This window comes from Brevibacillus centrosporus, assembly GCF_003710815.1.
In the GTDB taxonomy this organism is placed as follows: Bacteria; Bacillota; Bacilli; order Brevibacillales; family Brevibacillaceae; genus Brevibacillus; species Brevibacillus centrosporus.
The window spans coordinates 17,724-44,182 of the sequence record NZ_RHHP01000005.1 but is presented as its reverse complement, the minus strand read 5'-3'; the positions used below and the strand labels follow the sequence as shown (position 1 = coordinate 44,182).

Genomic DNA, 26,459 nt, shown 5'->3' with positions numbered 1-26,459 from the left:
TCATGAACATTGCCTCGCTCAATCTTCGTCAAGCCATCATGTACAAAATGCAGGGCTCAGACCCATCAGCGGTCGAAGAGACGATCACCGATGCGATTACCAGCGGTCAGGAAAAGACCTTGCCCGGACTCGGCGTCTTGTTTGAAGTGCTGTGGCAAAACAGCGATTCCTCATCCCGCCAGGAAATGGTGGAAACCATCGCCGGCCATTTGCCGGAGACGACGGAAAAACCGATGTAGAAAAGCGCTGACTGCTTGCATTGGCAGCTTCTAGCAAAAAGGGAGCGACGATTATGTCACTCCCTTTTTGCTGTCTTGCGTCTCATCGAAAGTCTTCTTTCGCAGCCAATGAATGATCGCTAAAAGCACAGGAATCAGCACCGTGCTGATATATCCATAATAGGTCAGGTACCTGGCATAGGCAAAGAACTCCACAATGCTCTGCGGTAAAAGCGTGACGTACAGCAAAGGAATGAGTAGCACGAACGAAAGAATTCGCTGAAACCGAATGCTTTTCCCCAGTAACAATCGGATCCCGTACACCGTGGAATAAAACATATTCCCCAACGTCGTAAACACCGATGCGACCCAGATCGCCAGAAACGCAGATTCCAGCCGCTCCGGAAACCATCCGGTGCGGGTTGCGGTCTTGACCAGCTCCAGTGTCGGCCAGATCATGTTTTGCAATTCTTCATAGCCAAACACGACGATGCCCGCTACTGCCGTCAGCGCGTAGGAAACGACCGTGAATACGAGTCCAATCCAGGTAGCCAGTCCGATTTTTGCTCCAGGCATCGCCAAACCAAAAAAGATCATCAACAGCTCATATCCGGTATAGAGCGAGAAGGTATTGATTCCGGTTTCAACGAGCGCCTCGAACGAATCCAGATGCAGCGGCAGCAAATTGTTCCAATCCGCGCTGGTTAAGGAGACATAAGGAATCAGGAAAACCGGGATGAGCATGATGGGAAACAGGAGCTCGTTGACGCGAACTAGGACATCCACTTCATGCATACAGAGAAACAATACGATCAAAAATAGGGTGATCAGGATGGCTTCCAACGGCGTTTCCAGGAGAACTGCTGTCACAACGACTTCTCCGAACCCCCTGGCAACCATCCCTGCATTTAGGAATTGGAACGAGAAGAAGATGAAGAACCACGGGATGCAGAGAATTTTCCCCCATTTGACGTGCTTCTCTCCACATAGAATCAAAGGGCTGTACTCAATAAAGGTAAGTCCGGGATACTCCTTGCTTAAGTACACCATCCCAAGCAACGGCAGCATCGCGATGAGCCCCCCAACGATCGGCCCCATCCATCCCATTTCATTTAAAGTTTCACTGGCTGTGCGAGGCATCGATAAGATCCCGACCCCAATCATCGAGCTAATCATAAAACTGATTAGTTGCCAGGTGCTGACGACTCTCCGTTGACTTTTCATTCTCTCTCGCTCCTATTGCATTTCCATACCCAACCGGCGAATCTTGATGGTATAGACAGCCTCGACCGGAAAGTCTTTAAATTCCTTTTTCCAATCGTGTTTTTCCCAATAATCGCGGTAATGATGGGCACGCAATGCGAGTCCAATTCGCAAGATATCGCTGTTGTAGTCCTTCTGCAGCTGGGTGAACAGTTTTTTCGCCCGATTTTCCATTTCTTTCTTGATCAATGTCTGCATTTTCTTGATGAATTCTTCTGGCGGGATATGCAGGTCTTTGGTTACTTCAACAATATCTCCCTGAAGCTCGCAATAAAACGTGGCTGAGTGCTGAGGGTTTGACTTCTTTTGATTGCCAAGAACATGACTGTCATTTAGCTTTAACTTGGTCTTGACAAAATGCGGGCGGAACGTTACAAAGCCCCCTTGCTCGCCTGGGAGAGGGATAATGACATCGCCTCCACGCTGTTCGTTTCGCAGCTGCAGCAAGGACCAGGATTGAATATCGTTGATCGCACCTACCATTTTGTGACCACGAAAGACGGCTATGCCCTTCCATCTCACTTCACTCTCGCTAGCCTGTACGTAATTTAGGAACGGCTCCATCGACTTGTTCGAGGTTTGATTAAAATAGTCTCCTAACGTCTGATCCGGGATCGTCCCCATCTTCGAGCCATTCTCGATGAGATCCATCAAAAACACCACCGGGATTTGCGCCAGCTGCGGCTTGATTTTCAAAAGGGAGGCTGCCTCGCCCTTCACAATGATCGGCCACATCAGCCTGCGGATCTGCGGTTCGCGGCGATAGCCGTCCATGATGTCCTGAATCCCTCTTTTTGCCACCTCTTCACTGATGGCAAGAACGCGGGTATGGCCGAGAAACAGCTTTTGGTTGAGCCGCAGCTGCAGGTTATTTGCTGCGTCTGTCACGGTCCTGCCCGTCACGCTCATGATTTTGACGGCGTCCGAGTTCCCACCGCCGCCTTGTCCACTGCTCCCCGCGATCTTGATCGGAATGGGAATCTGGACAGTCATTTTATACAGATCCTCTCTGCCCTCCACAATATCGACCGCGACGGCTAACACAGAGGTACGCTCCTCCAGCTCCCTCCGATCCCAGCAGCCTGTCAGCATCGTCACGAAAACCAAAAGAACAGCGAATCGGCACCAGTGTTTAGCCACCCGCTTTCCTCTCCTTCGCCTTGCTCCCCATTCCTCGAGCAAATACTACGAGTAAATAGAGAAGCGGAATACCCAGGTTGAGGTAAAGGCTAATGATCCCTAAATAAGAGCTGGCTCGAAAAATATCCACGATGTTTTGCGGCCATAGCGCAATAAAAAAGAGCGGAATAAAAAGAATGGCAGAGATGATACGCTGGAATTGGATCCCCTTATTAAACAGCTGTCGCAGTCCATACACGAATGCATAATAGGCATTAGCCACCGTAGTGAACACGGCGGCTACCCATACGGCCAAAAAGGCGGATTCCAGACGCTCCAGAATCAGGCCCGGGACTTGCGTCGTTTTCACAAGCTCCAGCGTCGGCCACGAAACTCTCTGCAGCTCCTCATAACCAAATACCACGATGCCAGCTAAGACAATCAGTGTATAGACAAACGTGGCAATGCCAATTCCGTAAAACCCCGCCTTCACCTTGCTCTGGTTCTCGTGTGCGTAGGCGTAGAAGATCAGCATGATCTCATAGCCAGAGAACGAGTAAACCGTTTCATAGATTCCTTCAAAAAGCGCCCTCCCCGGAACGCGATACAAGGGGAGCATGTTGTTCCACTCTGCTTTTTGAAATGATGCGATCGCAATGACCAGAACAGGAAACAAAATCAGAGGAAACAGCAGCTCGTTAATTCGAGCAAGCACATCGACTTCATGCATACATAGCATTTGCGCCAGCAGAAACATCGTGATGATGATAACCTCCAGCGGGGTATCGAGCAGAACGGAGGTTACGACTACCTCACCAAATACTCGAGCGACAATAGCTGTAGATAAATACAGAAATAGCAAATAGCCGATCACCCAGGGAAGACTCAGCCATCTCCCCAGACGTGGATGTTTGGCAGATCCCCAAACAATGGGACTGTATTCGATAAATGTCTTCCCCGGGAATCGATCGCTCAATTTGGCGATCATCCACACGGACAAAAAGACCCAAAAGGAACCGATAAGAGGAGCAAGCCATCCCGCCTCATACAGCTTGGCGCTTGTCGTCCTTGGCAACGTCAAGACACCTACTCCAATCAGCGTGCTTGCAATCAGGGAGGTTTGCTGCCACAGCGAAAAGGTATTGATATCGCGGCTCACCTGCTTCTGGCTCATGGTTTATCCTCCTCTCTCATCCGGACTTTATCATGAACATGAAACATGCTGGGGCGCGTTTTCATCAAATGATGCGGAGCGCGAATGAACAGATCGCGCATGCCGAGCAAATTCAAGGGACTGAGTGGTGACATATACGATACTCCAAACGACTTGATAGACGAAAGATGTACAAGAATCACGATCAAGAACAGCATGATTCCGTACAAGCCGAACATTCCTGCCAAGATCATCACCGGAAAACGCAGCATGCGTATGGCAATTGCGGCACTGTAGCTTGGAGACGCAAACGAACCAATTGTCGTCACTGCGACGATAATCACCATGACCGGGCTAACGAGTCCTGCGGAAACCGCCGCTTCCCCTACTACCAACGCTCCGACGATCCCAATCGTAGGACCAATCGGACCAGGCAGACGCACACTCGCCTCCCGCAGGATCTCAATCGCCAGCTCCATGAATAACGCTTCCACGAGGGAGGGAAACGGCACAGTGGAGCGTCCGGCCGCCATCGCGATCACAAGCCGTGAGGGGATCATCTCCGGATGAAAGGAGCTGAATGCGATGTACAGCGAAGGCAGCAGCAAGGCAATGGTAATACTGATGACGCGGATGAAGCGAATCAATGTCGCAATGTAAAACCGTTCATAGTAATCTTCCGGGCTTTGATAGAACTGAGAAAAGACAGCAGGCGCAATCAATCCGAACGGAGTCCCATCGACCAAAATCCCCACTTTTCCTTCCAAGAGATTGGCGACAACTTTATCAGGCCGCTCGGTATTTTGAATCTGAGGAAAAGGAGACCACCTGCGATCTTGAATCAATTGCTCGATATAACCGCTCTCGAGTACAGCATCTACATTGATTTTTTCGATCCGGCTAATAACTTCTTCGACGATCGGCTGATGAGCCAAACCCTCGATATACATGACGTAAATATCGGTTTGCGTCCTCTGCCCTACGACCATATGCCGTACTCGTAGATTCGGGTCTTTCAGCCGAAACCGAATGAGGGCAGAATTGACACAGAGCGTCTCGCAGAATCCATCACGAGGTCCACGCACGACAGACTCTGTCTGCGGCTCTTCTACACTGCGACGATCCCAGCCCCGCGTATTATTGAGATACGCCTGGCTGTTGCCATCAACCAACAGAACAGCAGTACCGGACAAGATATTGCGAATGACTTGCCTCAAGCTGTCTGTCGCTTCCAGCTCATTTGTAGCAGGTCCCTCATAGGTGACATCCGTCGTCGTCGTATAGCGAATAATGAAGTCGCTGATGATGTTTCGATCAACCATTCCATCTAGGAAAAAAATCGCGCAATCCTTATTATCTTTGTTTTGAAAACGGCGAATGACCAGATCGTCGCATTTTCCGAGCTCCTCGCGAATGAGCGAAATATTTTCACCCACATCTTCACTGAGAATCAGGTCAGAGACGCTTTCCATACTTTTATCCGCATGCAGATTCAAGGATTGTGACTGCAGGGTTTCCTTCCGTCTCTGCCACGCCTTCCAAAACTGGCTCAACGCTCTCCCCCCTTTGATTCGCTCTTTTCGATAAAGATGTACGGATAGTGTGCCCAAGAAAGGAAATGAAAACCCAATAAAAAAAGGACCTCGCACGCCATGCATGCGAAACCCTTCTTTTCTCCTAGATAAGTGATTGCAAAAGCAGGAACAGTTGCAAGATACAGAAAACAGGGACGACAATCATAAACGAGATATGCTTCGTCTTGTGGCGAAGCGTCAGCATCCCGATCAAGGCACCTATTCCTCCACCCAAGATCGCCGTCAGGAAGAGACTCGCCTCCGGAATTCGGAAGCTTCGTTTGGGAGCGAGCCGTTTGTCGATGGCCATCAAATAGTACGCATACCCATTCAGGAGCAAACCGCCAGCTCCCCCTAGCCACAGGATCGACGAGACGCAGCCCGCGATTACCAATACCCACCCTACAGCAAGCAGGAGATTGCGGTTTCTCCGATGTGCGTGCAATTGCTTATGAAACATGACCTACCTACTCTCCTTTTGCCCGATAGGCCCGATTCCCCATGACGTATTTGCGAATGACCAAGCCGATCACGAGCAAGGCAACCAAAACGAGCAGCGTGTAGAAGCCGTAATGACGAATCATGACCACAATGGCCTCCACGTGATTCCCAAACACGTAACCCAGCAGGTAAAACGCGATCGTCCATACCAAACCGATCGGGTAAGAGAGCAGGGCATAACGACGATAGGTCATGCCCCCCATCGCCACCAGATAAGGAACGACATGTCGTACGACTGGAAACAAATAACTAATACAAAGCGCCGAAGTCCCGTACTTTCGCAATAGCTCCGTCGAGCGTTCTACGGCGTGCCTCATTTTCTCGCTTTTCGACAGCCACTGTAAGATAGGCTTGCCAAAAAATTTTCCAAGTAAAAAGCCTATTGTCAATCCGGAGGCCACACCAAGATACCCTGCCAAAAAAGAGTACACCGGGTCCAGCAGGCCAATCGATACCAAAAATCCTCCTGTCGCCACAACAAGCTCGTCAGGAATTGGCAATCCTACGATTCCCAGCCATAGCAAGAAGAAAATGGCCAGGTAACCGTATTGCTCTATGATTGACATCAGCAGGTTGATTTCCATGAGCAACTTCCCCTATCCTCGCCACTTTGCGGCTGTTTCTAGGATTGCATGTGAATCATTGTCCTTCCGATCATTACCCCTTCTAATACGAAACAATCCTCCAAAAAGGTACTCGTCTATTTTGCAATAGAAGCCTTCTTTTTATCAAGCGAAGAAAATATGTCTACGAGCTAGAAATGCTTGAGCGCTTCTCTTCTGCTCAGACTCGCCAGTGGCGTCTTCTCGACAAAACGGATCACCGCATCGGCATCCGTTTTTGCATACTCCCTTAATGACCAGCCTATCGCTTTTTGGATGAAAAATTCCTGGGAGTCTTTATAAATTCGAATGTTGGTGAAGAGCAGCTCCTGATCCGTCTTTTCCTTGTAAGAAAGCTGAAACAGGATCGTCGTCCGTTGCAGCCACAGATTCCCGCTGGCGATCCATCTTTCATTTGTCAAAGCGATCAGCGCAGGAAACAGACGAAACAGAGTCCCGACGGTATGAGCTGCCAAATAGTCGACGGTGTCCCACCAGGATTTTGTCGTGATCAGCTCTTCCACCAGTCTCAAATGGCCCGCTTCGAGCCTTTTTTTCACCTTTTCAAGCAGGTCCATGGCCACATATTGAAACTCGCGCTCTGGCATCGTCCAAAGCTGCCGGACGACCGTCTCCCAGTCGTCCGGAATTCCCTGCTCTTTCAACAGTCTTTTGCTCAGTTCTTTTCGCACGGGAGCTTTGATCCCCAAGAAAGGAAAATGGTCCTTCATATATTTTCTCATCGGCCCAGCAAGCTCCGGGTTTGCATGCTCTTGGAACAGACGGACAGCTTCCTCTACAAATGGATGGATCATAGCTGTCATGCGCTTGCAATCGTATTGGCATCTACCATCGTAAAGGCATTGAGCTCGCCCTCCACGTATGGATAGTAGACGACCAGTGTATAGTCTCCCTCGATCACGTCTCCGGTTTTAATCCAGGTATCAATGTCAAAGGATACTTTAGCTGTGAGCGTATGCTTGAAATAATCTTTTTCTAAGGAAGCATGGCGAGCGAAGTCTTCCCGCAGCTGGTCCCTCTGTTCAAAGACCGCCGAGAATGTAGCCTGCATCTCCTGCTTCTCCATGACATCTTCCCACCAAAGCTTGCGCGGTCGATGCTTCTGGTTGTGCAGGAAGTCGAATTTCATCAGGCTGATGACATGCTCGAGCTTCTCCACCTGCTGCGTTTGCAAAAAGCTTTGCAGGCGGGTGAACAGATCCTCCAGCTGGTGTCCAATCCGGCTCCAGCCTTTTGATTCCCAGTAGTCGCCAAATGACTGGAAGAAGTCGAACGGCGAATCGAACACGTGCTCCAGCAACCATTCCAGCGTATGATCCATCCGATGGGCATTCCAGTATTTCTCAAGTACGTCTTCTACGCGTTTGATTTTTTGCATGTCGCCAAATGACAGGACGTTGTTCCCGAGAATCTCATACGGGGATTCATCCATGAAGACGTAGCCATGATCTTTTGCACGCGCACGTACACCGGTTCCGCGAAGCATTTTCAAAAAGCCCAGCTGGAGCTCTTCTGGCCGCAGGGCGAATACATCGTTGAACGTTTTTCGGAAGGACTGATAGTCTTCTTCCGGCAATCCGGCGATCAAGTCCAGATGCTGATCGATTTTGCCGGAGTTTTTGATCTGCGTAACCGTCCGAGACAATCGGTCAAAGCGCTGAATGCGTTGAACGAGTCGGTTCGTCTCGTCATTGGTCGACTGTACGCCGATCTCAAAACGGAAAACTCCCGGTGGGGCATTCTCGGTCAAGAAGTCGAGGACATCCGCACGCAAAATATCGGCGGTAATTTCAAATTGAAAAACCGTGCCGTTGTGATTGTCGATTAAAAATTGAAAGATCTCCAATGCGTACTTTTTATTGATGTTAAATGTACGGTCAACGAATTTGATCGTCTTGACCCCGTGGTTGATCAAGCGAAGCAAATCTTCCTTTACCCGCTCCAGACTGAAGTAGCGAACGCCGTCTTCAATGGACGACAGGCAGTACTGACATTTGAACGGGCAGCCTCGGGACGCTTCGAAATACACGACCCGGTTGTTTAGCTCATCCAAATGATCCTGATACGGAGAAGGAATGGTATCCATCTCCTCGATCTGGGCACGAGGCATGGAGAAACGGACGTGCTCCTGGTCCCGATAGGCGATCCCGGCTACGTCCCGCAAGCGCGGAGGCTGTCCCGTCACTTTCGCCTCCTGATATGCCTGCAATAGCTCCAGGAAGGTCTGCTCCCCCTCACCGATGGCAATGACATCGATCTGGGGATGCTTTTTCATCCAAAAATCAGCGTCGTACGTGACTTCAGGTCCCCCTAAAATGACAGGTACATCTGGGCAAACCTTTTTCAGATTGCGAATAACGTCTAGCGTTTCACGGATATTCCAGATGTAACAGGAAAACGCCACTACATCCGGCTCACGCTTGTAGATGTCTGCCACAATGTTTAACGTCACATCATTAATGGTATATTCGACCAGCTCAATTGTTGGAAAGGAAGCCTGCGCATAGCTGCGCAAATAGCGTAGGGCCAATGAAGAATGGATAAACTTTGCATTTAACGTCGATAACAAGATATTCATGTTTCTGTCTACTCTCCTTGCACGATCTGGCTCATGCCTTGACTTGTATTTTGACTGCATGAGTCATATTCCTTTGGTAACAGTACCATAAGCGGACAGAATACGGCAAATCCCGTCCATTCTCCCTGCGAAAAACCTGCATGAAAAAAGGGCAACATGCGCGCACCGCCACGTCGCCCCCCTCCCTATCTTTTAGCGGTTCAGCTCTCGTACCACATGCCCAAGCTCGGGTACGATCAGCTTGCTCATCGCCAATCGAACTGCTCCCGTCGATCCCGGTGTGGAAAAGATCGCCTTGCCGGCTCTCGTTCCTGCGATCGCTCTGCTGAGCATTGCGGCAGGTCCGATGTCTTCGGTGTAGCTCAGCATCCGAAACAGCTCGCCAAAGCCTGGCAGCTCTTTTTCCAGCAAAGCAGAAACGGCCTCAAACGTGTTGTCGCGCGGTGAGATACCTGTTCCACCGTTTAACAAGATCACTTGTACGTCAGCATGATTCATGCCGCTCTCGATAGCAGCGCGTACTTCAGTAGGCTCGTCCTTGACGATTTGATACAGAGCGACAGCATTTCCCGCTTCTTCAAGCAGCGCTTTCATCAGCTGACCACTTTTGTCCGTCTCCTCTGTTCTCGTATCAGAGACAGTGATGACCATGCACGTTACCTGCTTGGGCGATAGTGCTTTATGTTCCTGCGTACTCATGTCCGCTTTGTCAGCTCCCATCCGTAATCTCTTTGATTATCATACCATGCGCGCGAATGGCAACGGGAGTTTTTCTAATTGTTCGCTACCTACATCCGCTTCTTTTCCTATATAATTCTCTTGACTGCTATTTTTGACAGACAAGGAGGCGCAGCCGAATGGCAAACCGCCCTTTTTTCGCGTTTCACTTTCACAAGCAGGCACACACGCCCATGTACATACAGCTTGCCGAACAATTACAGACAGCGATCCTGCACGGCGCTTTTCTCGTAGACGGGCAGCAGCTGATCTCCTTGCGCGACATGAAAACCGTGAGTGGCTGCTCGCTGGAAACCGTAAAAAAAGCCTACGATCATCTGGCTGAAGAAGGCTGGCTGGAAGCGGTCCACGGCAAAGGCTACTATTTGACGCAAAGAGCCAAGGAAGCTCGGCTGGAAAGCCGGCTGCCGCTCACCGATATCCCGATCGCCTCGCTCGCCGACTCTTCTCCCCGCCCTGGCGAAGAGCTGGTAAAGCGGCTGCGCAGTGCTTTTAACGACAGTCTGGCCGTGCTGGATGAGCCATCTGCCCAAAAGAAAGTCCGGCTCGCTCATGCTGCAAAAGTGTTTGCGGACCATTTGAGCCGCAGAGGACTCCCCCATTTCCCGGAGCGCGTGCTGTCGTTTAACCGCAGCACCAGCGGCTTTGCTTTCCTGGCACAGCGAGTCATGAATCCTCGGGATGTGGTTTACGTCGAAGAATACAGCTATCCGGTATTTTTGCGGCTGCTCAGTCAATGCGGCATTACCGTCCGTCCCATTCGCATGGATGAGGAAGGCATCTCCATACATGCGCTCGACGAAGAGCATGAGCATTACCCTGCCAATTGGCTGCTTATCAACCCGCACTATCACTTCCCTACAGGGATCAGCTATTCGCACCAGCGAAAGGAAGAGCTGCTGCAATGGGCCGCGCAAAAGAACGTGCGCATGGTAGAAAACGACCACTATGGAGATCTGTGGTTTTCAGAGCCCAGCACTCCTCTGTATCAGATGGCCATCGATGCGAAAATCTCCGTCCAAGTCTATTACCTGCACTCTTTGTCCAAAACACTCGCACGGGATCTGCAGCTCGGTATCCTGTTGCTGCCAGCTGATCTTAGCAAGGAAGAGCTGGAAAGATCCCGTCAAATCGTATCCATGACTGGTGCTGAGCCCTCTCTCGTCGTAGTTGAGGCTGCGATCAAGCTCTTGGATGATCCGTGGTTTTCGGATGTGTACCTGGCTGACAGGCGTGCTCTTTTTCATTCCCGTTTTCAACGTCTGTGGGAGGAGCAGAGTCACTCCCTGCCTGCCCATGCCCGCATGTATCCGATTTCGGGAGGCTTAAACACGTGGATCGAATGGGGAGTAGCATCTGACAGAGCGGCTGAAAGTGAGGACAGGATCGTCGCCATGCTGCTGGAGGAAGGCCTGGAACTCACGCCCGGGCACGCTTTTCGGGTGGCCGATGAACCGGAAGATACCGTGCGCCGCCCCGCCGTGCGCTTCCCGCTCGCTCCTATGGAGGAACGCGAGCTCAAGCACTGGCTGTATCGTCTGGGTGCAGCCTTGATCCGGTAAACGCATCTCGTTATATTTCCAAGCATTCCTACCATACTAAATGGAAGCGAGTGCCTAGATCGTCCCTACTTTGAAACATCGAAAAGTCGAGGTCATCCCTACTATGATACGGAAAGTTGTTGAGAAGCTTCGCCTGGACCCGCCCAAGACACTTGTCATCGGGTTTGCTCTCATTATTCTGATCGGCTCCTTCTTATTAACCCTCTCTTCTGCTACCGTGGATGGAAGAGGCCTAAATTGGCTGGATGCCTTGTTTACCGCCACTTCAGCTACCTGTGTCACCGGACTGGTAGTCGTAGATACGGGTACTACCTTTACCGTTTTTGGCCAGATCGTCATTCTTTCGCTCATTCAAATCGGCGGACTCGGATTTATGACACTCGCCACTTTTTTTGCCTTACTCATGCGAAAAAAAATCTCTTTACGTGAGCGCCTTATCCTGCAGGAATCGCTCAACCAGCTTTCCATAGAAGGAGTCGTGCGGCTCGCAAAAATGATTCTTGTCTTTACTGCTTTAGCCGAGCTAATTGGTGGGATCTTGTTGTCCATCCGCTTTGCTTTTGATTTTCCTTTGGGGAAAGCCATTTACTTTGGCTTCTTCCACGCGATCTCCAACTTTAACAACGCCGGCTTTGACTTGATGGGGGATTACGCCAGTCTGACTGCCTACGTAGATGATCCCTTCGTCACACTCGTCGTCTGCGCACTGATCATCGTAGGCGGGATCGGGTTTATGGTCGTAAGCGAGGTTTATGACTATCGCCATACACACCGGCTTTCCTTGCATACAAAAGTCGTTCTATCTACGACCGCTTTCCTCGTCGTCTTAGGAACTGTCCTGATTTTCGCACTGGAATACACAAATCCAAAGACGCTACAGCCGTTGTCCATTCTAGGTAAAGTTCTCGGTTCTCTCTATCAGTCCGTGACGGCACGGACTGCCGGCTCCAATACGCTCAGCATTGGCGATATGCATCAATCTTCCTTGTTCCTCATCATTCTGCTGATGTTTATCGGGGCTTCTCCCGGATCAACCGGCGGCGGGATCAAGACGACCACCTTTGCCACGCTGATAGGGGCTGTTGTGGCCCAAATCAAAGGGAAGGAAGATGTCATCTTCTTCCGTCAGCGCATTCTGCCTCACATGATCTACAAGTCTTTGACTGTTACGATGATCGGTCTATTCATCGTGATCGCCGTCACGATGATCCTTGCCATTACGGAACCGAGTGCACCGTTTCAGATGATATTGTTTGAAGTCACCTCTGCCTTTGCCACTACTGGCTTATCGATGGGTTTAACTCCTGAGCTATCGCCTTTTGGCAAGATTCTGATCGTGCTGACGATGTTTGTAGGCAGGTTGGGGCCACTGACGATCGCCTTTGCCCTGGCTCAACGCAAGCAGAAGGAATACTTCCGCTATCCAAAAGGCAAGATCACAATTGGATAGAATCGTGCGAAAAACCCCGTACTTCCTTCTAAAAAGGCAATACGGGGTTCGCTTTCTTCCACTACCGTGTATCCACATGCCGGAGAGACATGTCATTTTGCCGCGGCTCTTTGCGCACTAGCCACCAGCCAATGAGCAGTGCCAAAGCGCTCCAGAAGCCGCTGATGACAAGCGGGTCAATCCCGGTGATCGGCAAGAACCATCCGCTCCATACGAGGGAAAAGATCGGCGCTCCCCATATCGCGGCAACTGCCCACTTGGATTGAACGGGCAAAATCCGGAACAAGTAAAAAATGACGGGGAAAAATATCGTCACACCTCGCAAGGTCATGGCCAAGAATGCCCAATGCAGGATTTGTCCTCGATCGTCCCAGCACACAATCGCGTAGGATATGCCGATAACAGCCAGGATCAGAAGCCTTGATACAGCCAGCTTTCGGGTCTCTTCAACAAATCGGGTAGAATAGCGCTGGAGCACGTCCCTATTTAAAATCGTTGCAATACTGAGCGTCAAAGCTGCTCCTGTCATGACGACCGATAGCAGGATGATTGCATAGGCGGCACCCGCCAGCCAAGCAGGTGAATGCATCAGGAAAAACTGTGGAATCGCTTCGCGTGGCAGCAGTTCCGGGTGAACATCATGCATGAACATCCCGATCCACGCACTAACCATACCAATCAGAATGATCAGGAAGCCCGCTGTGATCGCACCCGTTTTCGCCGCACGCGTGCTGCGGCTGGCAAAGATCGGCTGCAGGTAGGCTTGGGTGGAAAAGATTCCGATGAGCATGGATAACCCTTGCGCCCATCCCATCCCCGCTTCCGGAACAATAAGCTGAAAGCGCCCTTCCTGCCACCATTTCACGTACATCCCACCATCGATAGTGGCCCAAAGCCAAACGCCCGTCCCAAGCAAAAGCGCCACGAGCATCACGGTCTTGACTGTGCCAACTAGGCTTGCCCCCATAAATCCTCCAGCGAAGACGTAGGCGATGATCAAGAACGATGGGATCAAAGCGAGCACAGACAGATTCGTCTGCCAAAAGACAGAGACGAACGGCAAAGCGGCGAGAATCTGCGCAACCACTTGAATAAACATTCCCAGTGACAAAAACAGGCTGCTCCCTAGCTGAGCCTGTGCTCCATACTGCAGCCCGATCAGCTCTGGCAGCGTCTCCACCTGCATTTGACGAAAGCGTTGCGCTGTAAATCCTAGCAGGATCACTGCAACACCGCCCCCCAAGGTAAACCAGAGCGAAGTGAGTCCATGCGAAAAGGCCAGCTCCCCCGTACCTACGATCGACGTCCCGCCGACAAACCCGCCTACCAATGCCCCCGCGACCATCCCTGACGTCAAAGAGCCGCTCGCATTGGTAAAATCACTCGTTTCCTTCACTCTTCGTTTTGCTGCCAATCCGGCAATCACCGTGAGGAACAGAACGAGTAAGAAACAGATGAAAAACGGTATGGAAGCCACAGTATGTTCCCTCCAAGATTACCTATCTACAGTATATTATAATACTTAGTACAGTTATTTGGTCAAACAAAAACCCTGCCATTCATCCCAAGGGAAAACGGCAGGGTTTGCTTGCTTACTTCTGTACCCAAGTTTTGGACAGCTCGTCGCGAACCAGTTGCCCCATCTCCACTGTGCCGATAGCTTTGCTGCGATCGCTGGCGATGTCACCTGTACGATGGCCAGCTTCCAGAACCGACCAGACGGCATTTTCCACTGCATTGGCTGCCTCATCCATCCCGAGGGACAGACGGAGCATCATCGCTACAGACAGGATGGTTGCCAACGGGTTGGCAATTCCTTTTCCTGCGATGTCAGGCGCAGAGCCGTGAACAGGCTCATACAGCCCGAAGCTGCCTGCAGCCAGACTTGCAGAGGACAGCATACCGATGGATCCGGTCAACATAGCTGCCTGGTCACTGAGAATGTCCCCAAACATGTTCTCGGTCACAATGACATCGAACTGCTTCGGTGCACGTACCAGCTGCATCGCGCACGAGTCAACCAGCTGGTGCGACAGCTCCACATCTGGATAATCCGCAGCGACACGCTCAGCAACTTTGCGCCAGAGGCGGGAGCTTTCCAGCACGTTTGCTTTGTCAACAGAAACGAGGCGCTTTTGACGCTTGCGAGCAATGTCAAAGCCTACGCGAATGATTCGCTCGATTTCTGCCTCATTATAAATGCATTGATCTTCTGCTACTTCCCCATTTGGGCCATCGTAGCGTTTTTTCTCTCCGAAATAGATACCGCCTGTCAGCTCACGAACGACGATCAGATCCACACCCGATACGACTTCCGGCTTGAGCGTGGAGGCTTCTACCAGGGAGCTGTGCATCGTTGCTGGGCGGATGTTTGCAAACAGTCCCAGCGCCTTGCGGATTCCCAAAAGACCCGTCTCTGGACGCAAATGGCCTGGATTTTGATCCCATTTCGGCCCGCCAACAGCTCCCAGCAATACAGCATCTGCTTGTTTTGCCAGCTTCACCGTTTCTTCCGGCAACGGCGTTCCGTCCGTATCGATGGCGATCCCACCGATGCGGCCTTCTTCACACGTAAAGGTGACTCCTTCGCGTTCTCCTACAAGAGTGAGGACTTTGACCGCTTCCTGCATGATTTCCGGTCCAATACCGTCTCCTGGAAGAACGGCAATACGATACTCTTTTTTCATCGTCTATCCCGCTTTTCTATTCTGTAATGGTTTCCGTTCTCTACTGGTTCCCTCATCCTACCCAAAGGGGGAGTGCGGTTATTAGTTGACACCTACTGGCACGGATTCGCCCCGACGCTCGAGAATCTTGTTGATAGCACGTACATAGGCGATCGCACTCGCTTCCAAAACGTCTGTGCTCACACCGCGGCCAGTCACCGTGAGATCACCCTGCTGCAGACGGACGAACACTTCACCTAATGCGTCCTTCCCTTGTGTAACGGAAAGGATCTTGTAGTCAACAAGCGTCACATCTTCGCCTGTCGCACGGTCAATGGCTTTGTAGATCGAATCGACGGAGCCATTCCCGACTGCTGCTTCTTCCACCGCGGAGCCATCTGCGCACATCAACCGCACACTCGCTGTTGGCACGGAGAGGTTTCCGTAAGTGAGCTGGACAGATTCCAGCTGGAAGGCTTCCTGGCCTTTTACCATTTTGGTATCGACCAGCGCGAGAATATCGTCATCGCTGATTTCTTTTTTCTTGTCGCACAGTACCTTGAAGGCAGCAAACGCTGTGTTTACTTCTTCCTGCTCCAAATGGTAGCCGAGCTCAATCAGCTTCTCTTTAAACGCATGGCGACCCGAGTGTTTACCGAGCACCAGTTTGTTCGACTTGAAGCCGACCGACTCTGGACGGATGATCTCGTACGTGGTAACTTCCTTCAGCACGCCGTCCTGATGAATGCCAGATTCGTGTGCAAAAGCGTTTGCTCCCACAACGGCTTTGTTCCCCGGAACGATCATCCCTGTCAAACGGCTGACCAGTTGGCTGGTACGTGCGATTTCTTTCAAATGAAGCTTGGTCGTCGCCTGGTAGTAATCCTTGCGCGTTTCCAGAGCCAGTGCGACTTCTTCAAGGGCCGCGTTACCGGCACGCTCGCCGATCCCGTTGATGGTTCCCTCTACTTGTGTCGCTCCTGCTTCGACAGCAGCAAGGCTGTTGGCTACCGCCATACCCAGATCGTCATGGCAGTGGCAGCTCAGGCGAATGCCTTCCGTTGCCGGTACGAGGCGTCTTAAGTCACTGAAGATCTGTCCGTACTGGATTGGCGTCATGTAGCCAACCGTATCCGGAATATTGACCGTGGTAGCGCCGGCCTTGATGACCGCCTCGACGACCTGTGCCAGAAAGTCGATTTCTGTACGAGCCGCATCCTCTGCGGAAAATTGTACCTCTGTGAAGTACTTTTTCGCGTAGGTGACCGCTTCGACAGCGCGCTCCAGCACTTGCTCCTTGCTCATATTCAGCTTGTACTGACGGTGAATCGGAGATGTTGCAAGAAAGACGTGGAGGGATGCGTTTTGCGCGTCGCGAAGCGCTTCGTATGCTTTATCCATGTCGTCTTTAACGGCACGTGCCAGGCTTACGACAGTCGAGTTTTTCACCCGCTTCGCCACTTCGGCCACCGACTTTTGGTCACCAGGGGAGGCAGCTGCAAAGCCTGCCTCGATCCTCGTTACGCCCAACTTTTCTAGTTGAAGGGCAATCTCCACCTTTTCGTTCGTGCTGATATTGACGCCAGGAGACTGCTCTCCATCCCGCAGGGTCGTATCAAAAATCTCAATGGTCCGCATGAACTTTTCACCTCCACTTTATTTCCTACATTATATATTGTCTGTGAGCAGGCCAATTATTGACCGATTTTCGCTTCTTCTTTTTTCGTTTCTTTATTCAGCCAAGACATCATGCCACGCAGCTGCTCACCTACTACTTCGATGCCGTGTTCTGCTTCCAGGCGACGGCGGGAAGTGAAGCCAGGACGGTTTGCTTGGTTTTCCAGGATCCAGTTGCGAGCGAAAGTACCATCTTGGATTTCAGCCAGTACTTTTTTCATTTCTTTGCGCGTTTCGTCAGTGATGATACGGCGGCCTGTGCTGTAGTCACCGTATTCAGCTGTGTCGGAGATGGAGTAGCGCATACGAGCCAGGCCACCTTCGTACATCAGGTCAACGATCAGCTTCAGCTCATGCAAGCACTCGAAGTAGGCGATTTCTGGAGCGTATCCAGCTTCTACCAATGTGTCGAAGCCAGCTTTTACGAGCTCGCTCGCGCCACCGCAAAGGACAGCTTGCTCACCGAACAGGTCTGTTTCGGTTTCTTCACGGAAGGTTGTTTCGATAACACCTGCTTTGGTGCAACCGATCCCGCTGGAGTATGCAAGAGCCAGGTCTTTTGCATTGCCAGTCGCATCTTGGTAGATGGCGATCAAGCCAGGTACGCCAAAGCCTTCTTGGTATACGCGGCGAACCAGGTGACCCGGGCTTTTTGGAGCTGCCATGATTACGTCAACGTCAGCTGGTGGCAAGATTTGAGCGTAGTGGATGTTGAAACCATGGGAGAAGCACAGAGCTGCGCCGGATTTCAGGTTTGGAGCTACTTCATCGCGGTATACTTGTGCTTGACGCTCGTCTGGCATCAGGATTTGTACCACATCAGCGCGTTTTGTTGCTTCTGCTACTGTTAAAACTTCGAAGCCGTCTTTTACTGCAACGTCCCAAGATTTCCCTGGGCGCAGACCTACTACTACTTTATATCCACTATCGCGCAGGTTTTGTGCTTGCGCGTGTCCTTGGCTTCCATAACCGATGATCGCGATTGTTTTGCCACGCAGTACCTCTTGTTTTACGTCTGCTTCATAATACATTTTTACCATTTGTGTAGCCTCCCTAAAATGATGTTTAGTGTGAATTTCTATTCAGAATTTTGCAATTTAAACCATTGCAGCGGCTGTTGCTGGAACAATACTGCGAGCCATCGCTACTGAGCCGGTTCTCGTCAATTCGAGTACACCATAGCTTTGCAGCAATACGAGCAGCGCGTCAATCTTCTCAGAATCACCTGTGACCTGAACAATCAAAGAGCTTGGCCCTACGTCGACGATCGCTGCACGGAACGGTTCAACAATCCCGTTCAGCTCAGCCAATTGACTAGGTGATGCGCTGACCTTAATGAGCGCCAACTCCCGAGACACGTACGGGTTTGCACTGAGATTGGTCACGGAAATGACGTCGATCAGCTTGTGCAGCTGTTTCATCAGCTGGTCGATCTGACGGTCATCTCCCCCGGTGGTGATAATCATCCGGGACAGGCCTGCCTCTTCTGTGCCCCCTACCGTGATGCTGTCGATGTTGAACGCGCGTTGACCAAACAAGGTGGATACGCGGGTCAACACCCCGGGGTAGTCGTTGACGAGTACGGCAATCGTGTGCTGCTGCATCTTACTCTTCCCCCAATTCCATCTGATCTAGTGTGTCTCCAGCAGCTACCATTGGATAGACGTTTTCTCCCTGTGCGACACGGAAGTCAACCACGACTGGACCGTCATGTGCCAGCGCTTCTGCCCACACTGCTTCGGCTTCTTGCGGAGTTGATGCCCGCAAGCCTTTGACGCCGTATGCTTCAGCCAGCTTGACGAAATCCGGGCTGCAGGTCAGGTCGATTTGGCTGTAACGGTTGTCGTAGAACAACTCTTGCCATTGACGAACCATCCCTAAGCACTGGTTGTTGACGATTGCGACCTTCACCGGAATGTTGTATTGGGATACGATTGCGAGCTCCTGATTCGTCATCTGGAAGCCGCCATCTCCCACTACAGCAATGGTCGTGCGTTCCGGGTGAGCGATTTGCGCCCCGATCGCAGCCGGGAAGCCAAAGCCCATCGTGCCAAGACCACCGGAAGAGATGAAAGAGCGAGCGTTTTTGAACTTGTAGTATTGTGCTGTCCACATCTGGTGCTGTCCTACGTCAGTAGTGACGATCGCTTCCCCATCTGTGGAGCTGTACAGCAGTTCAATGACAGCTTGCGGCTTCAACGTATCTCCGTCTGTCTTGTACTTGTACGGCTGTTTTTGCTGCCAGTCTTTCAGCTGCTTGATCCATGCCTCTGATTCACATGCGGTCACCAGCGGAATCGCTCTTTCCAACGTGTTTTTCACATCGCCAGTGACGGTCACCGCTGTGGATACGTTTTTACCCAACTCGGCCGGATCGATATCGACGTGGACGATGCGAGCATTTGGTGCGAATTCCTTGGTGCGACCCATGGTGATCCGGTCGTCGAAGCGGACACCTAAACCGATGACACAATCGGCGTTGAGCAGCGCTTGGTTCGCCGTGAAGTTACCGTGCATTCCTGGCATTCCGAGAGACAGCTCATGTGTTCCCGGAAAACCACCCAGACCCATGAAAGTATTGATAACCGGAATCCGTGTTTTCTCTGCAAAAGCAAGCAGTTCCTTGTCGGCACTGGCTGCGATGATTCCGCCACCTGCCATGATTACGGGACGCTTTGCCGTTTTGATTGCATCGATAAACTTTTGAACCTCTTCATCCTCCGGAACTACCTCAGCTCGGTAGCCGCGAATTTCTACATGATCTGGATAGGTGAACGGTGCAATGGCATTCGCGACATCTTTAGGGATATCGATCAACACAGGGCCCGGACGGCCTGTCGTGGCGATGTGGAACGCTTCTTTTACGATGCGTGGCAGATCGCGCACGTCCCGAACGAAATAGCTGTGCTTCGTAATCGGAACCGTGATCCCCGTGATATTTGCTTCCTGGAAAGCGTCTGTCCCAATCAACGACTGAGCGACGTTACCCGTGATGCACACCAGTGGAACCGAGTCCATTTGCGCAGTCGCAATTCCTGTTACCAGGTTGGTTGCCCCTGGACCGGATGTTGCGATACATACTCCCGGTTTGCCCGTAGCACGAGCGTACCCGTCAGCTGCGTGGATCGCTCCTTGTTCATGGCGGGTCAAAATGTGTTTGAAGTAGCTCCCGTACAAGGAATCGTAAATCGGAAGTACTGCCCCACCTGGATAGCCGAAGATGTATTCTACTTCTTCGAGGAGTAAACACCGAAGCAATGTTTCTGCCCCCGTAACCTCTTCGCCGAACTGAATCGGTGGAATACTATTCTTTCTCTGCATTTCGGCCATTTCAACACTCATTTCCTCTCCTCCTCCCACTTTCCAACAGGTATTGAAAATAACTATAACAACATAGAAAAACCCTTTCGCCCCGACACGGTTCGATTTCCATGTCTTTTGGGGCGAAAGGGTTCGCGGTACCACCCAACTTTATCGGCGCCTCACGGTCAGCCGATCTCAGCCAGTCACAACGTATTGTGGACTGTAACACGCTAACGGGTGTTAAACGGTTCTGCCTACTACCTACTTGCGCAAGTTTCAGCGAAACAGCTCGGAGGCGAGCAATGCGAGCGCTCTTTACCCGGTTCTCAGCAATCCGGGCTCTCTGGAAAAGAGTTGACGCGCATCCTCCTCGTCATAGCCTGATATTATAACAATATTTTCAATATTGTTGTTGTCAGAATATAAAGTGTTACGTCTGATTATAGCTAGGCACCTAGGGGGTGTCAACGAAAAGAACGACATTTTTTTAGACTTTCGTCCGAACGAACGTTCAATAAAAATCGGCGACATAGTAAGGGTTTTGGATGAAAGCGCATACAAGAACAAGCTGGCTCGTCCTCATAAAAAGAGAGGAAAACGGAACGGCACAACCCGTTCCGCACTCTCTCACTCACGCTTTTCTTACCTTCTCACTCAATCCATCGATCAATATTTTCGCCACTTCCGGTCTACTGAATTGCGGAGGAGGGACGATACCGTTTCTCAGCATTTCACGTACCTTGGTTCCGGATAAAGTCACATGCTGACTCTTATCGTGCGGGCACGTCTTGGTCGTGGCCATCCCTTCGCAGCTCTTGCAATAAAAGCTGTGCTCGAAAAACAAAAGTGATATCCCCAGCTCTTCTGGCTCGAATTCCGAGAAGATATGCTGGGCGTCATAGGTTCCGTAATAATCGCCTACCCCTGCATGATCGCGTCCCACGATAAAATGAGTGCAGCCGTAATTTTTGCGCACCATCGCATGGAAAACTGCTTCTCTCGGGCCTGCGTAGCGCATCGCAGCGGGAAAGGCAGCGAGCAGGACACGATTGGCTGGGTAGTAATTTTCCAAGAGTGCCAGATAGCTTTCCATTCGCACGACAGCCGGAACGTCATCTGATTTCGTTTCACCCATCAACGGATTTAAAAACAGGCCATCGACGGTTTCCAATGCTGCTTTTTGGATATATTCATGTGCCCGGTGCACGGGATTGCGCGTTTGAAAGCCCACGATGGTTTTCCAGTTTTTTTGCTGAAAAATCTCTCGCGTCTGAGTCGGAGTGAGGTAATAGTCAGCGAATTGCTCAGGTACTGGCCGCTGTAAATATTCCAGTGGTCCGCCCAAGTACACCTCGCCTTTTTGCATCAGTTTTTTTACCCCTGGATGCTCCAAATCTGTCGTCCGAAAGACCTGCTGGGCTTCCCGCCTTTTGTCTGGACGATAGCTGCTTTCCACGTGCAAAATCGCATAGTCGACACCGTCTTCGCCACGCAGCAAGACACGCTCGCCGACCTGGATGGTGCCATGCTTTGCCTCGTCTACAGCCAGTGTGACCGGCAACGGCCAAACGGCTCCACTCGCCAGTCGCATCGTCTCGACAACAGCGTGATAATCTTCTTCTCCCATGAATCCGGCAAGGGGTGCAAATGCGCCAATCGCGAGACAATCAATGTCAGATAGCGTCCATCTGTCGATGATAATGGTCTTTGTCAGCAGGTTTGTCTGTGTCATTTTTTCTCCTCCCCTGCCGCTCATTTGTGCAGCCCGCATTCCGTTTTTTCGTGACCTGCCCATCTTCCCGATCGAGGGTCCTGACCCGGCAGTACCGCACGCGTACACACGCTGCAGCCGATGCTGGGAAAGTTTCGATCGTGCAAAGGATTGTATGGGACATCATTGGCATGTATATATTCCCAGACTTGGCGCTCGGTCCAATCTGCGAGTGGATTGAACTTCACCAGGTTGAACTTTTCATCCCATTCCACTTTTTTTGCGTTTGCCCGGGTAGGCGCCTGCTCTCTGCGGATACCCGTCACCCAAGCCTGATACTGGGAAAGCACCCGCTTCAACGGCTCTACCTTGCGAATCTCACAGCAGAGATTCGGTTCTCGCTCCCACAGCTTGTCGCCATGCTGCTGGGCTTGCTCCTCTAGCGTCAGTTGGGGCAGAACCTGAATAAATATTGTCCCGTACCGCTCCTGCAGCCGATCACGTGTATCGTACGTCTCGTTAAAATGTTTGTTCGTGTCCAAATAAAAGACAGGAATCGTGGGTGCCAGCTTGTGCAGCATGTCGATCAATACGACGTCTTCCGCACCAAAGCTAGATGCGAGAACGAGTCCGCTCGCATAATTTTCCACCGCTGTCACCAAAATGTCCATGGGCGCCTTGGCTTCCAGTCGGTATGCCCAGACCTGCAGATCCTCATCCGCCATCATGTGGCGATCGCTCATCAGCCAAACTCCTTTCTTGCATTGATTCACCCACCATCATATGTGGGAGGACAGCAACTGGCGATTCGTCCCCCGAAAAGAAAACAGCCGCCAGACCTATCCCAAGTCTGACAGCTTATGTCCATCAACCGTTCCTGGCTTTAGCGATCGTTGTTCTCGTTTTCTGGTGGTGCAAAGAAATGGGCTGGACCGTATGTCGGCAGCTTCTTCTCTCCAAACAAAGCCTGCGAACCAAAGACGCTGGAAGGCGCTACATACGAATCGTCCTTCTCTTTTGCGAAAGCACCTGGCACAAACATAGCAGCAGCTACCAGCATAGAAGCACCTGTCATCATCCATTTTTGTTTTCTCATCTAGTCTCTCTCCCTATCCAATGTTTTCCTGTAACGCTTTTTATTGTATGGCGACAGTAAGTCAACCCGACACAGACGTTTGATGGTTTTTTCTTCCGACTTGGGTCGGAGCTGCAGTTCCCGCTTTTTCCTGATGTCTAGCACACGCAAATGAAAAAGCACTCAGGAATTCCCGAGTGCCATCAGTATTATATCCTTCAAGGAGGCTATTCCTATAGATCCACCGCTGCTCTTGTCTGCTTATACAGCTCTTCCATCGTCTGGCCCTTTGCTCTTGCCAGCACTTCCATGCGCACCGCCAATTGCTTTTTGGCAAATTGCTGGACTTCCTCTACACGGACGCCGTATGCGCTTGCCTTTCTTTCCGGATCGACTCCCTGGTACAGCTGGGTCGCTAACGGAGCTAGCTCTGCCATCTTTTTGACGATCACGTCGTGGACATGCGGATGCTCACAGATCAGTCGCTGCAAGAGAAAGGTGCCATAGCTAATATGCCGCGCCTCATCGGTCTTGAGGTAGCCAATCCCTTTCATCAGTCCGGGCATGACTCCCGCTTTGTTCAGACCTTCATAAAAGGCGTAATATCCCGTTTCCGCCAAGACCCCTTCTACGAACATGTTGTACACAGTCGATGCTTCTGCAAGCGCTTCTGGTGATTCATCCGTCAGCAGCCGGTTCAATGCGGTAGGGAGTATATCGTGAAAGATCTTTTTATAGACATCCCCATGAAACTGACTCAAATCTCGTTTCTCTCCAATTTCATCAACAGCCAGCCGAAAAAATTCGGTATGCTTCGCCTCTTCGAACAGGAAGGTCGTCAAAAACATCTCTTCCTCAAGTCGGCCCTGCTTGGCTATTACCATGATCAAAGGCAGCAGATCCAAAGTAACGGCTTCTTCTCCTCCTAAAAATCCGGCGATTCTGCCCAAGGTCTCGTTTTTCTGCTCCTCTGTCATCGCAGCATAGTCTTCGCGATCCTGAGAGAAGTCGATATCTTGGGGGTCCCACATGCCAAACCGCTTCGCTTTTTGATACAACTGGTAAGGCAGCAGCTCTGTACGCAATCCTCGCTGCTGGGTCGAAATGAACTCCTGTCTCATCCGTTTACCCTCCCGTAGGCATCGTCCTGATAAGCTCCCACAAACCCTTTGACCGCTTCTAAAACCTGCTCCGTCTGCTCCAACGTCACGAGATGTGCCGCCTGATCGATCACCACCAGCTCGGAACGGATGATGCCCCTGCAAAAATCCTCCGCGTACGAAACAGGGATGAAGCGGTCTTGCTGTCCCCAGATCAGCAGTGTCGGCGCTTTGATTCGGTGCATTCTGCGCCCCAGTCCTTTATCTGGGATGGGCCAAAGAAATTTTGCTGCCGCCTGCATATTTTGCATGCGCTGAATCGTTGCTTCGATACGTTTTTCCGTCTCCCTCGGCATATATCGCAGCATCTCAGCTACGGGTGAAGCCGTGTCCGCTACCATGATATTCGCTACCTCATCTGGCAGCATAGCGAACAAATCCGGTACGGGCTCTTCGTCTTTAAACAATCCTGTTGGCGCGATCGCGACAATTTGTTTCACACGGCTTTGATCAGAGGCGGCCAGCTCCAGGGCTATCATCCCGCCCAGCGAATGCCCAATCACCGTAGCGCTATCCAATCCCAATCCGTCAAATAAATCGTAATAGCAGAGAACCAAATCCCACAAATCCCGTATGTTTTCCAGCCCGGAGGAATTCCCTGTTCCCGGGATTTGCGGCGCGATTACCTGGTAATGATTGGACAACTCATCGAGAAACGGATCCCAAGTAAGGCCTCCTGCACCGTGCAAGTAGACCACAGGCTTTCCTTGCCCCGCTACCTTCACAGCAAAGGTGACGCTCTCATTTGCCACAATCAGCTGCTCGCTTGGCTGTGCCACCCCTTTTCCCCCCTCTTCTTCCTGTCCATGACGATCCAAGCTCTATTCGGTCATCTCCACCTCCTGCTCCTGTGCATACCCCTTTGGCCAATACGCGGAATGATCCCACTCGCTGTAGATATCGCTCAAATACGGTTTGACTTCCTCTGCAAACAGCTGCATATTCTTTTGAACGAGCCAGTGTGGCATGGAGCCGATGTGGAACAGACAGACGACATTGCCGACTCTCATATCTTGCAGGCTCTCCCGCATGATGTCTCGAACAGTGGCAGGAGACCCCGCTACGATAAACCCGTGATCGATCAAATCTTGCCAGCCCATGCCGTCCTTCAGCATCCGACTTGCGCTTTTCTGAGTCCCGTCAAACTGGGAGGTAAGACCCGCGCGCAAGCTTTTCACCGTGCGGTACCCAGGTGCCTCCGCTACGCGTCTGTCAACATGCAAGCATTTGTTGAAAAAATAGCGAACATGACCTTCGTAATCGATCTGCGCCCTTTCATCCGTTTCCGAGAGGCAAATCATCTGGCAATAGCCTGCCTTGTACGGATTACGATCAGCCCCTAGCTCATCATTGCGCTCCCAAAACGGATCCATGACTTTTTTGGCATACTTATGGCCGAAATAGCTCAAGTAAGAAAAGGAGTAGTTGTGCGTAATGGAAAAATCGTAGGTTTCGACGCTTCCCCCACCAGGAATCCAGACAGGCGGATGCGGTCGCTGCGCGGGACGAGGCCAAGGATTGATGTACCGGAATTGATTGTACTTGCCGTTGTAGGTCAGGATCTCATCCGTCTTCCACGTCTTCATGATCAGGTCGTGTGCCTCGTAGTAGCGTTCGCGAAGCTCGGCAGGATTGATCCCGTACGCGTAGTTTTGATCCATGGACGTCCCTACCGGAAAGCCAGCGATAAACTTGCCACCCGAGAGCACATCCAGCATCGCCATTTCCTCCGCCACCCGAATCGGTGGATTGTACGAAGCCAAACTGTTTCCTAGGACGATCAGGCTTGTTTGATCACTGTGCCTCACTTTACGGGAGAGAATGGCACCCATCAGATTGGGCGAGGGCATCAGACCGTACGCGTTGCTATGATGTTCATTTACGCCTACAGCGTCAAACCCGAGGTCCACCTCAAACTCCAGTTCATCCAGATAATCGTGGTACATCCGATGACCTTTTTTCGGGTCATACAGCTTCTTGGGAGGCGTGACCCAGACGCTTGGGTACGTTTCCTCAAAATCGGCAGGCAGCTCCCGAAAGGGCATCAAGTGAAAGGCGACAAACTTCATCGACGATTCCCCCTCATCA

The 26,459-nt window shown here is 51.3% G+C and carries 24 protein-coding genes; 3 read left to right on the top strand and 21 right to left on the bottom strand.

The genetic code is table 11. The annotated features are described in order from the left end of the window. Positions 1–2 precede the first annotated feature (2 nt). Positions 3–239, top strand: coding sequence for a small acid-soluble spore protein SspI (gene sspI / locus EDM55_RS06540; protein WP_122924651.1), 237 nt, complete (start codon positions 3–5; stop codon positions 237–239). A 51-nt stretch (positions 240–290) separates the two neighbouring features. Here sspI and EDM55_RS06535 read toward each other — a convergent pair whose 3' ends face one another. The 9 genes from EDM55_RS06535 to EDM55_RS06495 form a co-directional block, all read right to left on the bottom strand. Then, entirely contained in the window at positions 291–1,442 is a 1,152-nt protein-coding gene (locus EDM55_RS06535) for a GerAB/ArcD/ProY family transporter (RefSeq protein WP_092275987.1), read from the bottom strand. Positions 1,443–1,454: 12 nt separating this feature from the next. Beyond that, positions 1,455–2,621: a Ger(x)C family spore germination protein gene (locus EDM55_RS06530; protein WP_122959901.1), complete on the bottom strand. Its 1,167-nt coding sequence runs from the start codon at positions 2,619–2,621 to the stop codon at positions 1,455–1,457. After that, a complete protein-coding gene (locus tag EDM55_RS06525; protein ID WP_122959900.1) occupies positions 2,614–3,774 on the bottom strand; it encodes a GerAB/ArcD/ProY family transporter in 1,161 nt (386 codons plus the stop codon). Before EDM55_RS06525 ends, EDM55_RS06530 begins: the two co-directional genes overlap by 8 nt. Further along, positions 3,771–5,306, bottom strand: coding sequence for a spore germination protein (locus EDM55_RS06520; RefSeq protein ID WP_122959933.1), 1,536 nt, complete (start codon positions 5,304–5,306; stop codon positions 3,771–3,773). The genes EDM55_RS06525 and EDM55_RS06520 overlap by 4 nt, the downstream gene beginning before the upstream one ends. A 124-nt stretch (positions 5,307–5,430) precedes the next feature. After that, a complete protein-coding gene (locus EDM55_RS06515) occupies positions 5,431–5,787 on the bottom strand; it encodes a DUF1294 domain-containing protein (RefSeq protein WP_122959899.1) in 357 nt (118 codons plus the stop codon). 7 nt (positions 5,788–5,794) lie between these two features. Beyond that, positions 5,795–6,412, bottom strand: a complete 618-nt coding sequence (locus EDM55_RS06510) for a DedA family protein (protein ID WP_092275999.1) — start codon at positions 6,410–6,412, stop codon at positions 5,795–5,797. A 170-nt stretch (positions 6,413–6,582) separates the two neighbouring features. Beyond that, complete coding sequence (locus tag EDM55_RS06505) at positions 6,583–7,242, bottom strand: DNA alkylation repair protein (protein ID WP_174769306.1); 660 nt, start codon at positions 7,240–7,242, stop codon at positions 6,583–6,585. Between the two features lie 8 nt (positions 7,243–7,250). Further along, a complete protein-coding gene (locus tag EDM55_RS06500; protein WP_092276001.1) occupies positions 7,251–9,029 on the bottom strand; it encodes a B12-binding domain-containing radical SAM protein in 1,779 nt (592 codons plus the stop codon). Positions 9,030–9,221: 192 nt separating this feature from the next. Next, positions 9,222–9,728, bottom strand: a complete 507-nt coding sequence (locus EDM55_RS06495) for a MogA/MoaB family molybdenum cofactor biosynthesis protein (protein WP_092276237.1) — start codon at positions 9,726–9,728, stop codon at positions 9,222–9,224. 158 nt (positions 9,729–9,886) lie between these two features. Between EDM55_RS06495 and EDM55_RS06490 the strand changes: the two genes are divergently transcribed. Together EDM55_RS06490 and EDM55_RS06485 are read left to right on the top strand one after the other, a co-directional pair. After that, positions 9,887–11,329 carry an aminotransferase-like domain-containing protein gene (locus EDM55_RS06490; RefSeq protein WP_122959898.1) on the top strand — a complete coding sequence of 481 codons (1,443 nt, stop codon included), beginning with the start codon at positions 9,887–9,889 and terminating at the stop codon, positions 11,327–11,329. A gap of 103 nt (positions 11,330–11,432) precedes the next feature. Then, entirely contained in the window at positions 11,433–12,779 is a 1,347-nt protein-coding gene (locus EDM55_RS06485; RefSeq protein WP_122959897.1) for a TrkH family potassium uptake protein, read from the top strand. A 61-nt stretch (positions 12,780–12,840) separates the two neighbouring features. On the opposite strand, the gene EDM55_RS06480 is transcribed toward EDM55_RS06485, so the two are convergent. The 12 genes from EDM55_RS06480 to EDM55_RS06425 all read right to left on the bottom strand — a co-directional run bounded on the left by EDM55_RS06480 (position 12,841) and on the right by EDM55_RS06425 (position 26,440). Beyond that, the gene (locus EDM55_RS06480; protein ID WP_122959896.1) at positions 12,841–14,256 is read right to left on the bottom strand and encodes a sodium:solute symporter family protein; all 1,416 of its coding nucleotides are present in this window, start codon (positions 14,254–14,256) and stop codon (positions 12,841–12,843) included. A 115-nt stretch (positions 14,257–14,371) separates the two neighbouring features. Further along, on the bottom strand, positions 14,372–15,466 hold the full coding sequence (leuB, locus tag EDM55_RS06475; RefSeq protein ID WP_092276012.1) for a 3-isopropylmalate dehydrogenase: 1,095 nt from the start codon (positions 15,464–15,466) through the stop codon (positions 14,372–14,374). Between the two features lie 81 nt (positions 15,467–15,547). Beyond that, positions 15,548–17,083, bottom strand: coding sequence for a 2-isopropylmalate synthase (locus EDM55_RS06470; protein ID WP_092276015.1), 1,536 nt, complete (start codon positions 17,081–17,083; stop codon positions 15,548–15,550). A 56-nt stretch (positions 17,084–17,139) separates the two neighbouring features. Next, positions 17,140–18,162 carry a ketol-acid reductoisomerase gene (gene ilvC / locus EDM55_RS06465; protein ID WP_092276018.1) on the bottom strand — a complete coding sequence of 341 codons (1,023 nt, stop codon included), beginning with the start codon at positions 18,160–18,162 and terminating at the stop codon, positions 17,140–17,142. A gap of 57 nt (positions 18,163–18,219) precedes the next feature. Then, entirely contained in the window at positions 18,220–18,726 is a 507-nt protein-coding gene (ilvN, locus tag EDM55_RS06460; protein WP_092276021.1) for an acetolactate synthase small subunit, read from the bottom strand. Between the two features lies 1 nt (position 18,727). Next, a complete protein-coding gene (gene ilvB, locus EDM55_RS06455; RefSeq protein ID WP_092276024.1) occupies positions 18,728–20,464 on the bottom strand; it encodes a biosynthetic-type acetolactate synthase large subunit in 1,737 nt (578 codons plus the stop codon). A 592-nt stretch (positions 20,465–21,056) separates the two neighbouring features. Further along, on the bottom strand, positions 21,057–22,157 hold the full coding sequence (gene sat, locus EDM55_RS06450; RefSeq protein ID WP_246071017.1) for a sulfate adenylyltransferase: 1,101 nt from the start codon (positions 22,155–22,157) through the stop codon (positions 21,057–21,059). A gap of 20 nt (positions 22,158–22,177) precedes the next feature. Next, the gene (locus EDM55_RS06445) at positions 22,178–22,879 is read right to left on the bottom strand and encodes a phosphoadenylyl-sulfate reductase (RefSeq protein WP_122959894.1); all 702 of its coding nucleotides are present in this window, start codon (positions 22,877–22,879) and stop codon (positions 22,178–22,180) included. A 140-nt stretch (positions 22,880–23,019) separates the two neighbouring features. After that, positions 23,020–23,232 (bottom strand): hypothetical protein, encoded by a 213-nt coding sequence (locus tag EDM55_RS06440; RefSeq protein ID WP_122959893.1) that lies wholly within the window; start codon positions 23,230–23,232, stop codon positions 23,020–23,022. Between the two features lie 212 nt (positions 23,233–23,444). Then, a complete protein-coding gene (locus tag EDM55_RS06435; RefSeq protein ID WP_092276035.1) occupies positions 23,445–24,332 on the bottom strand; it encodes a R2-like ligand-binding oxidase in 888 nt (295 codons plus the stop codon). Next, on the bottom strand, positions 24,329–25,150 hold the full coding sequence (locus tag EDM55_RS06430; RefSeq protein WP_170184432.1) for an alpha/beta fold hydrolase: 822 nt from the start codon (positions 25,148–25,150) through the stop codon (positions 24,329–24,331). The genes EDM55_RS06435 and EDM55_RS06430 overlap by 4 nt, the downstream gene beginning before the upstream one ends. Positions 25,151–25,192: 42 nt before the next feature. After that, positions 25,193–26,440, bottom strand: coding sequence for an LLM class flavin-dependent oxidoreductase (locus EDM55_RS06425; protein ID WP_122959892.1), 1,248 nt, complete (start codon positions 26,438–26,440; stop codon positions 25,193–25,195). Between the last annotated feature and the right edge of the window lie 19 nt (positions 26,441–26,459).

What these genes read in the sequence shown, in the direction of transcription:
- sspI (WP_122924651.1), top strand. Translation starts at nt 3, where the DNA reads ATGAACATTGCCTCGCTCAATCTTCGTCAAGCCATCATGTACAAAATG.
- EDM55_RS06435 (WP_092276035.1), bottom strand. Translation starts at nt 24,332, where the DNA reads ATGAGACAGGAGTTCATTTCGACCCAGCAGCGAGGATTGCGTACAGAG.
- ilvC (WP_092276018.1), bottom strand. Translation starts at nt 18,162, where the DNA reads ATGGTAAAAATGTATTATGAAGCAGACGTAAAACAAGAGGTACTGCGT.
- EDM55_RS06490 (WP_122959898.1), top strand. Translation starts at nt 9,887, where the DNA reads ATGGCAAACCGCCCTTTTTTCGCGTTTCACTTTCACAAGCAGGCACAC.
- EDM55_RS06525 (WP_122959900.1), bottom strand. Translation starts at nt 3,774, where the DNA reads ATGAGCCAGAAGCAGGTGAGCCGCGATATCAATACCTTTTCGCTGTGG.
- leuB (WP_092276012.1), bottom strand. Translation starts at nt 15,466, where the DNA reads ATGAAAAAAGAGTATCGTATTGCCGTTCTTCCAGGAGACGGTATTGGA.
- EDM55_RS06470 (WP_092276015.1), bottom strand. Translation starts at nt 17,083, where the DNA reads ATGCGGACCATTGAGATTTTTGATACGACCCTGCGGGATGGAGAGCAG.
- EDM55_RS06535 (WP_092275987.1), bottom strand. Translation starts at nt 1,442, where the DNA reads ATGAAAAGTCAACGGAGAGTCGTCAGCACCTGGCAACTAATCAGTTTT.
- ilvB (WP_092276024.1), bottom strand. Translation starts at nt 20,464, where the DNA reads ATGAGTGTTGAAATGGCCGAAATGCAGAGAAAGAATAGTATTCCACCG.
- EDM55_RS06515 (WP_122959899.1), bottom strand. Translation starts at nt 5,787, where the DNA reads ATGTTTCATAAGCAATTGCACGCACATCGGAGAAACCGCAATCTCCTG.
- EDM55_RS06445 (WP_122959894.1), bottom strand. Translation starts at nt 22,879, where the DNA reads ATGAGCGATCGCCACATGATGGCGGATGAGGATCTGCAGGTCTGGGCA.
- ilvN (WP_092276021.1), bottom strand. Translation starts at nt 18,726, where the DNA reads ATGCAGCAGCACACGATTGCCGTACTCGTCAACGACTACCCCGGGGTG.
- EDM55_RS06495 (WP_092276237.1), bottom strand. Translation starts at nt 9,728, where the DNA reads ATGAGTACGCAGGAACATAAAGCACTATCGCCCAAGCAGGTAACGTGC.
- EDM55_RS06485 (WP_122959897.1), top strand. Translation starts at nt 11,433, where the DNA reads ATGATACGGAAAGTTGTTGAGAAGCTTCGCCTGGACCCGCCCAAGACA.
- sat (WP_246071017.1), bottom strand. Translation starts at nt 22,157, where the DNA reads ATGACACAGACAAACCTGCTGACAAAGACCATTATCATCGACAGATGG.
- EDM55_RS06500 (WP_092276001.1), bottom strand. Translation starts at nt 9,029, where the DNA reads ATGAATATCTTGTTATCGACGTTAAATGCAAAGTTTATCCATTCTTCA.
- EDM55_RS06425 (WP_122959892.1), bottom strand. Translation starts at nt 26,440, where the DNA reads ATGAAGTTTGTCGCCTTTCACTTGATGCCCTTTCGGGAGCTGCCTGCC.
- EDM55_RS06440 (WP_122959893.1), bottom strand. Translation starts at nt 23,232, where the DNA reads ATGAGAAAACAAAAATGGATGATGACAGGTGCTTCTATGCTGGTAGCT.
- EDM55_RS06510 (WP_092275999.1), bottom strand. Translation starts at nt 6,412, where the DNA reads ATGGAAATCAACCTGCTGATGTCAATCATAGAGCAATACGGTTACCTG.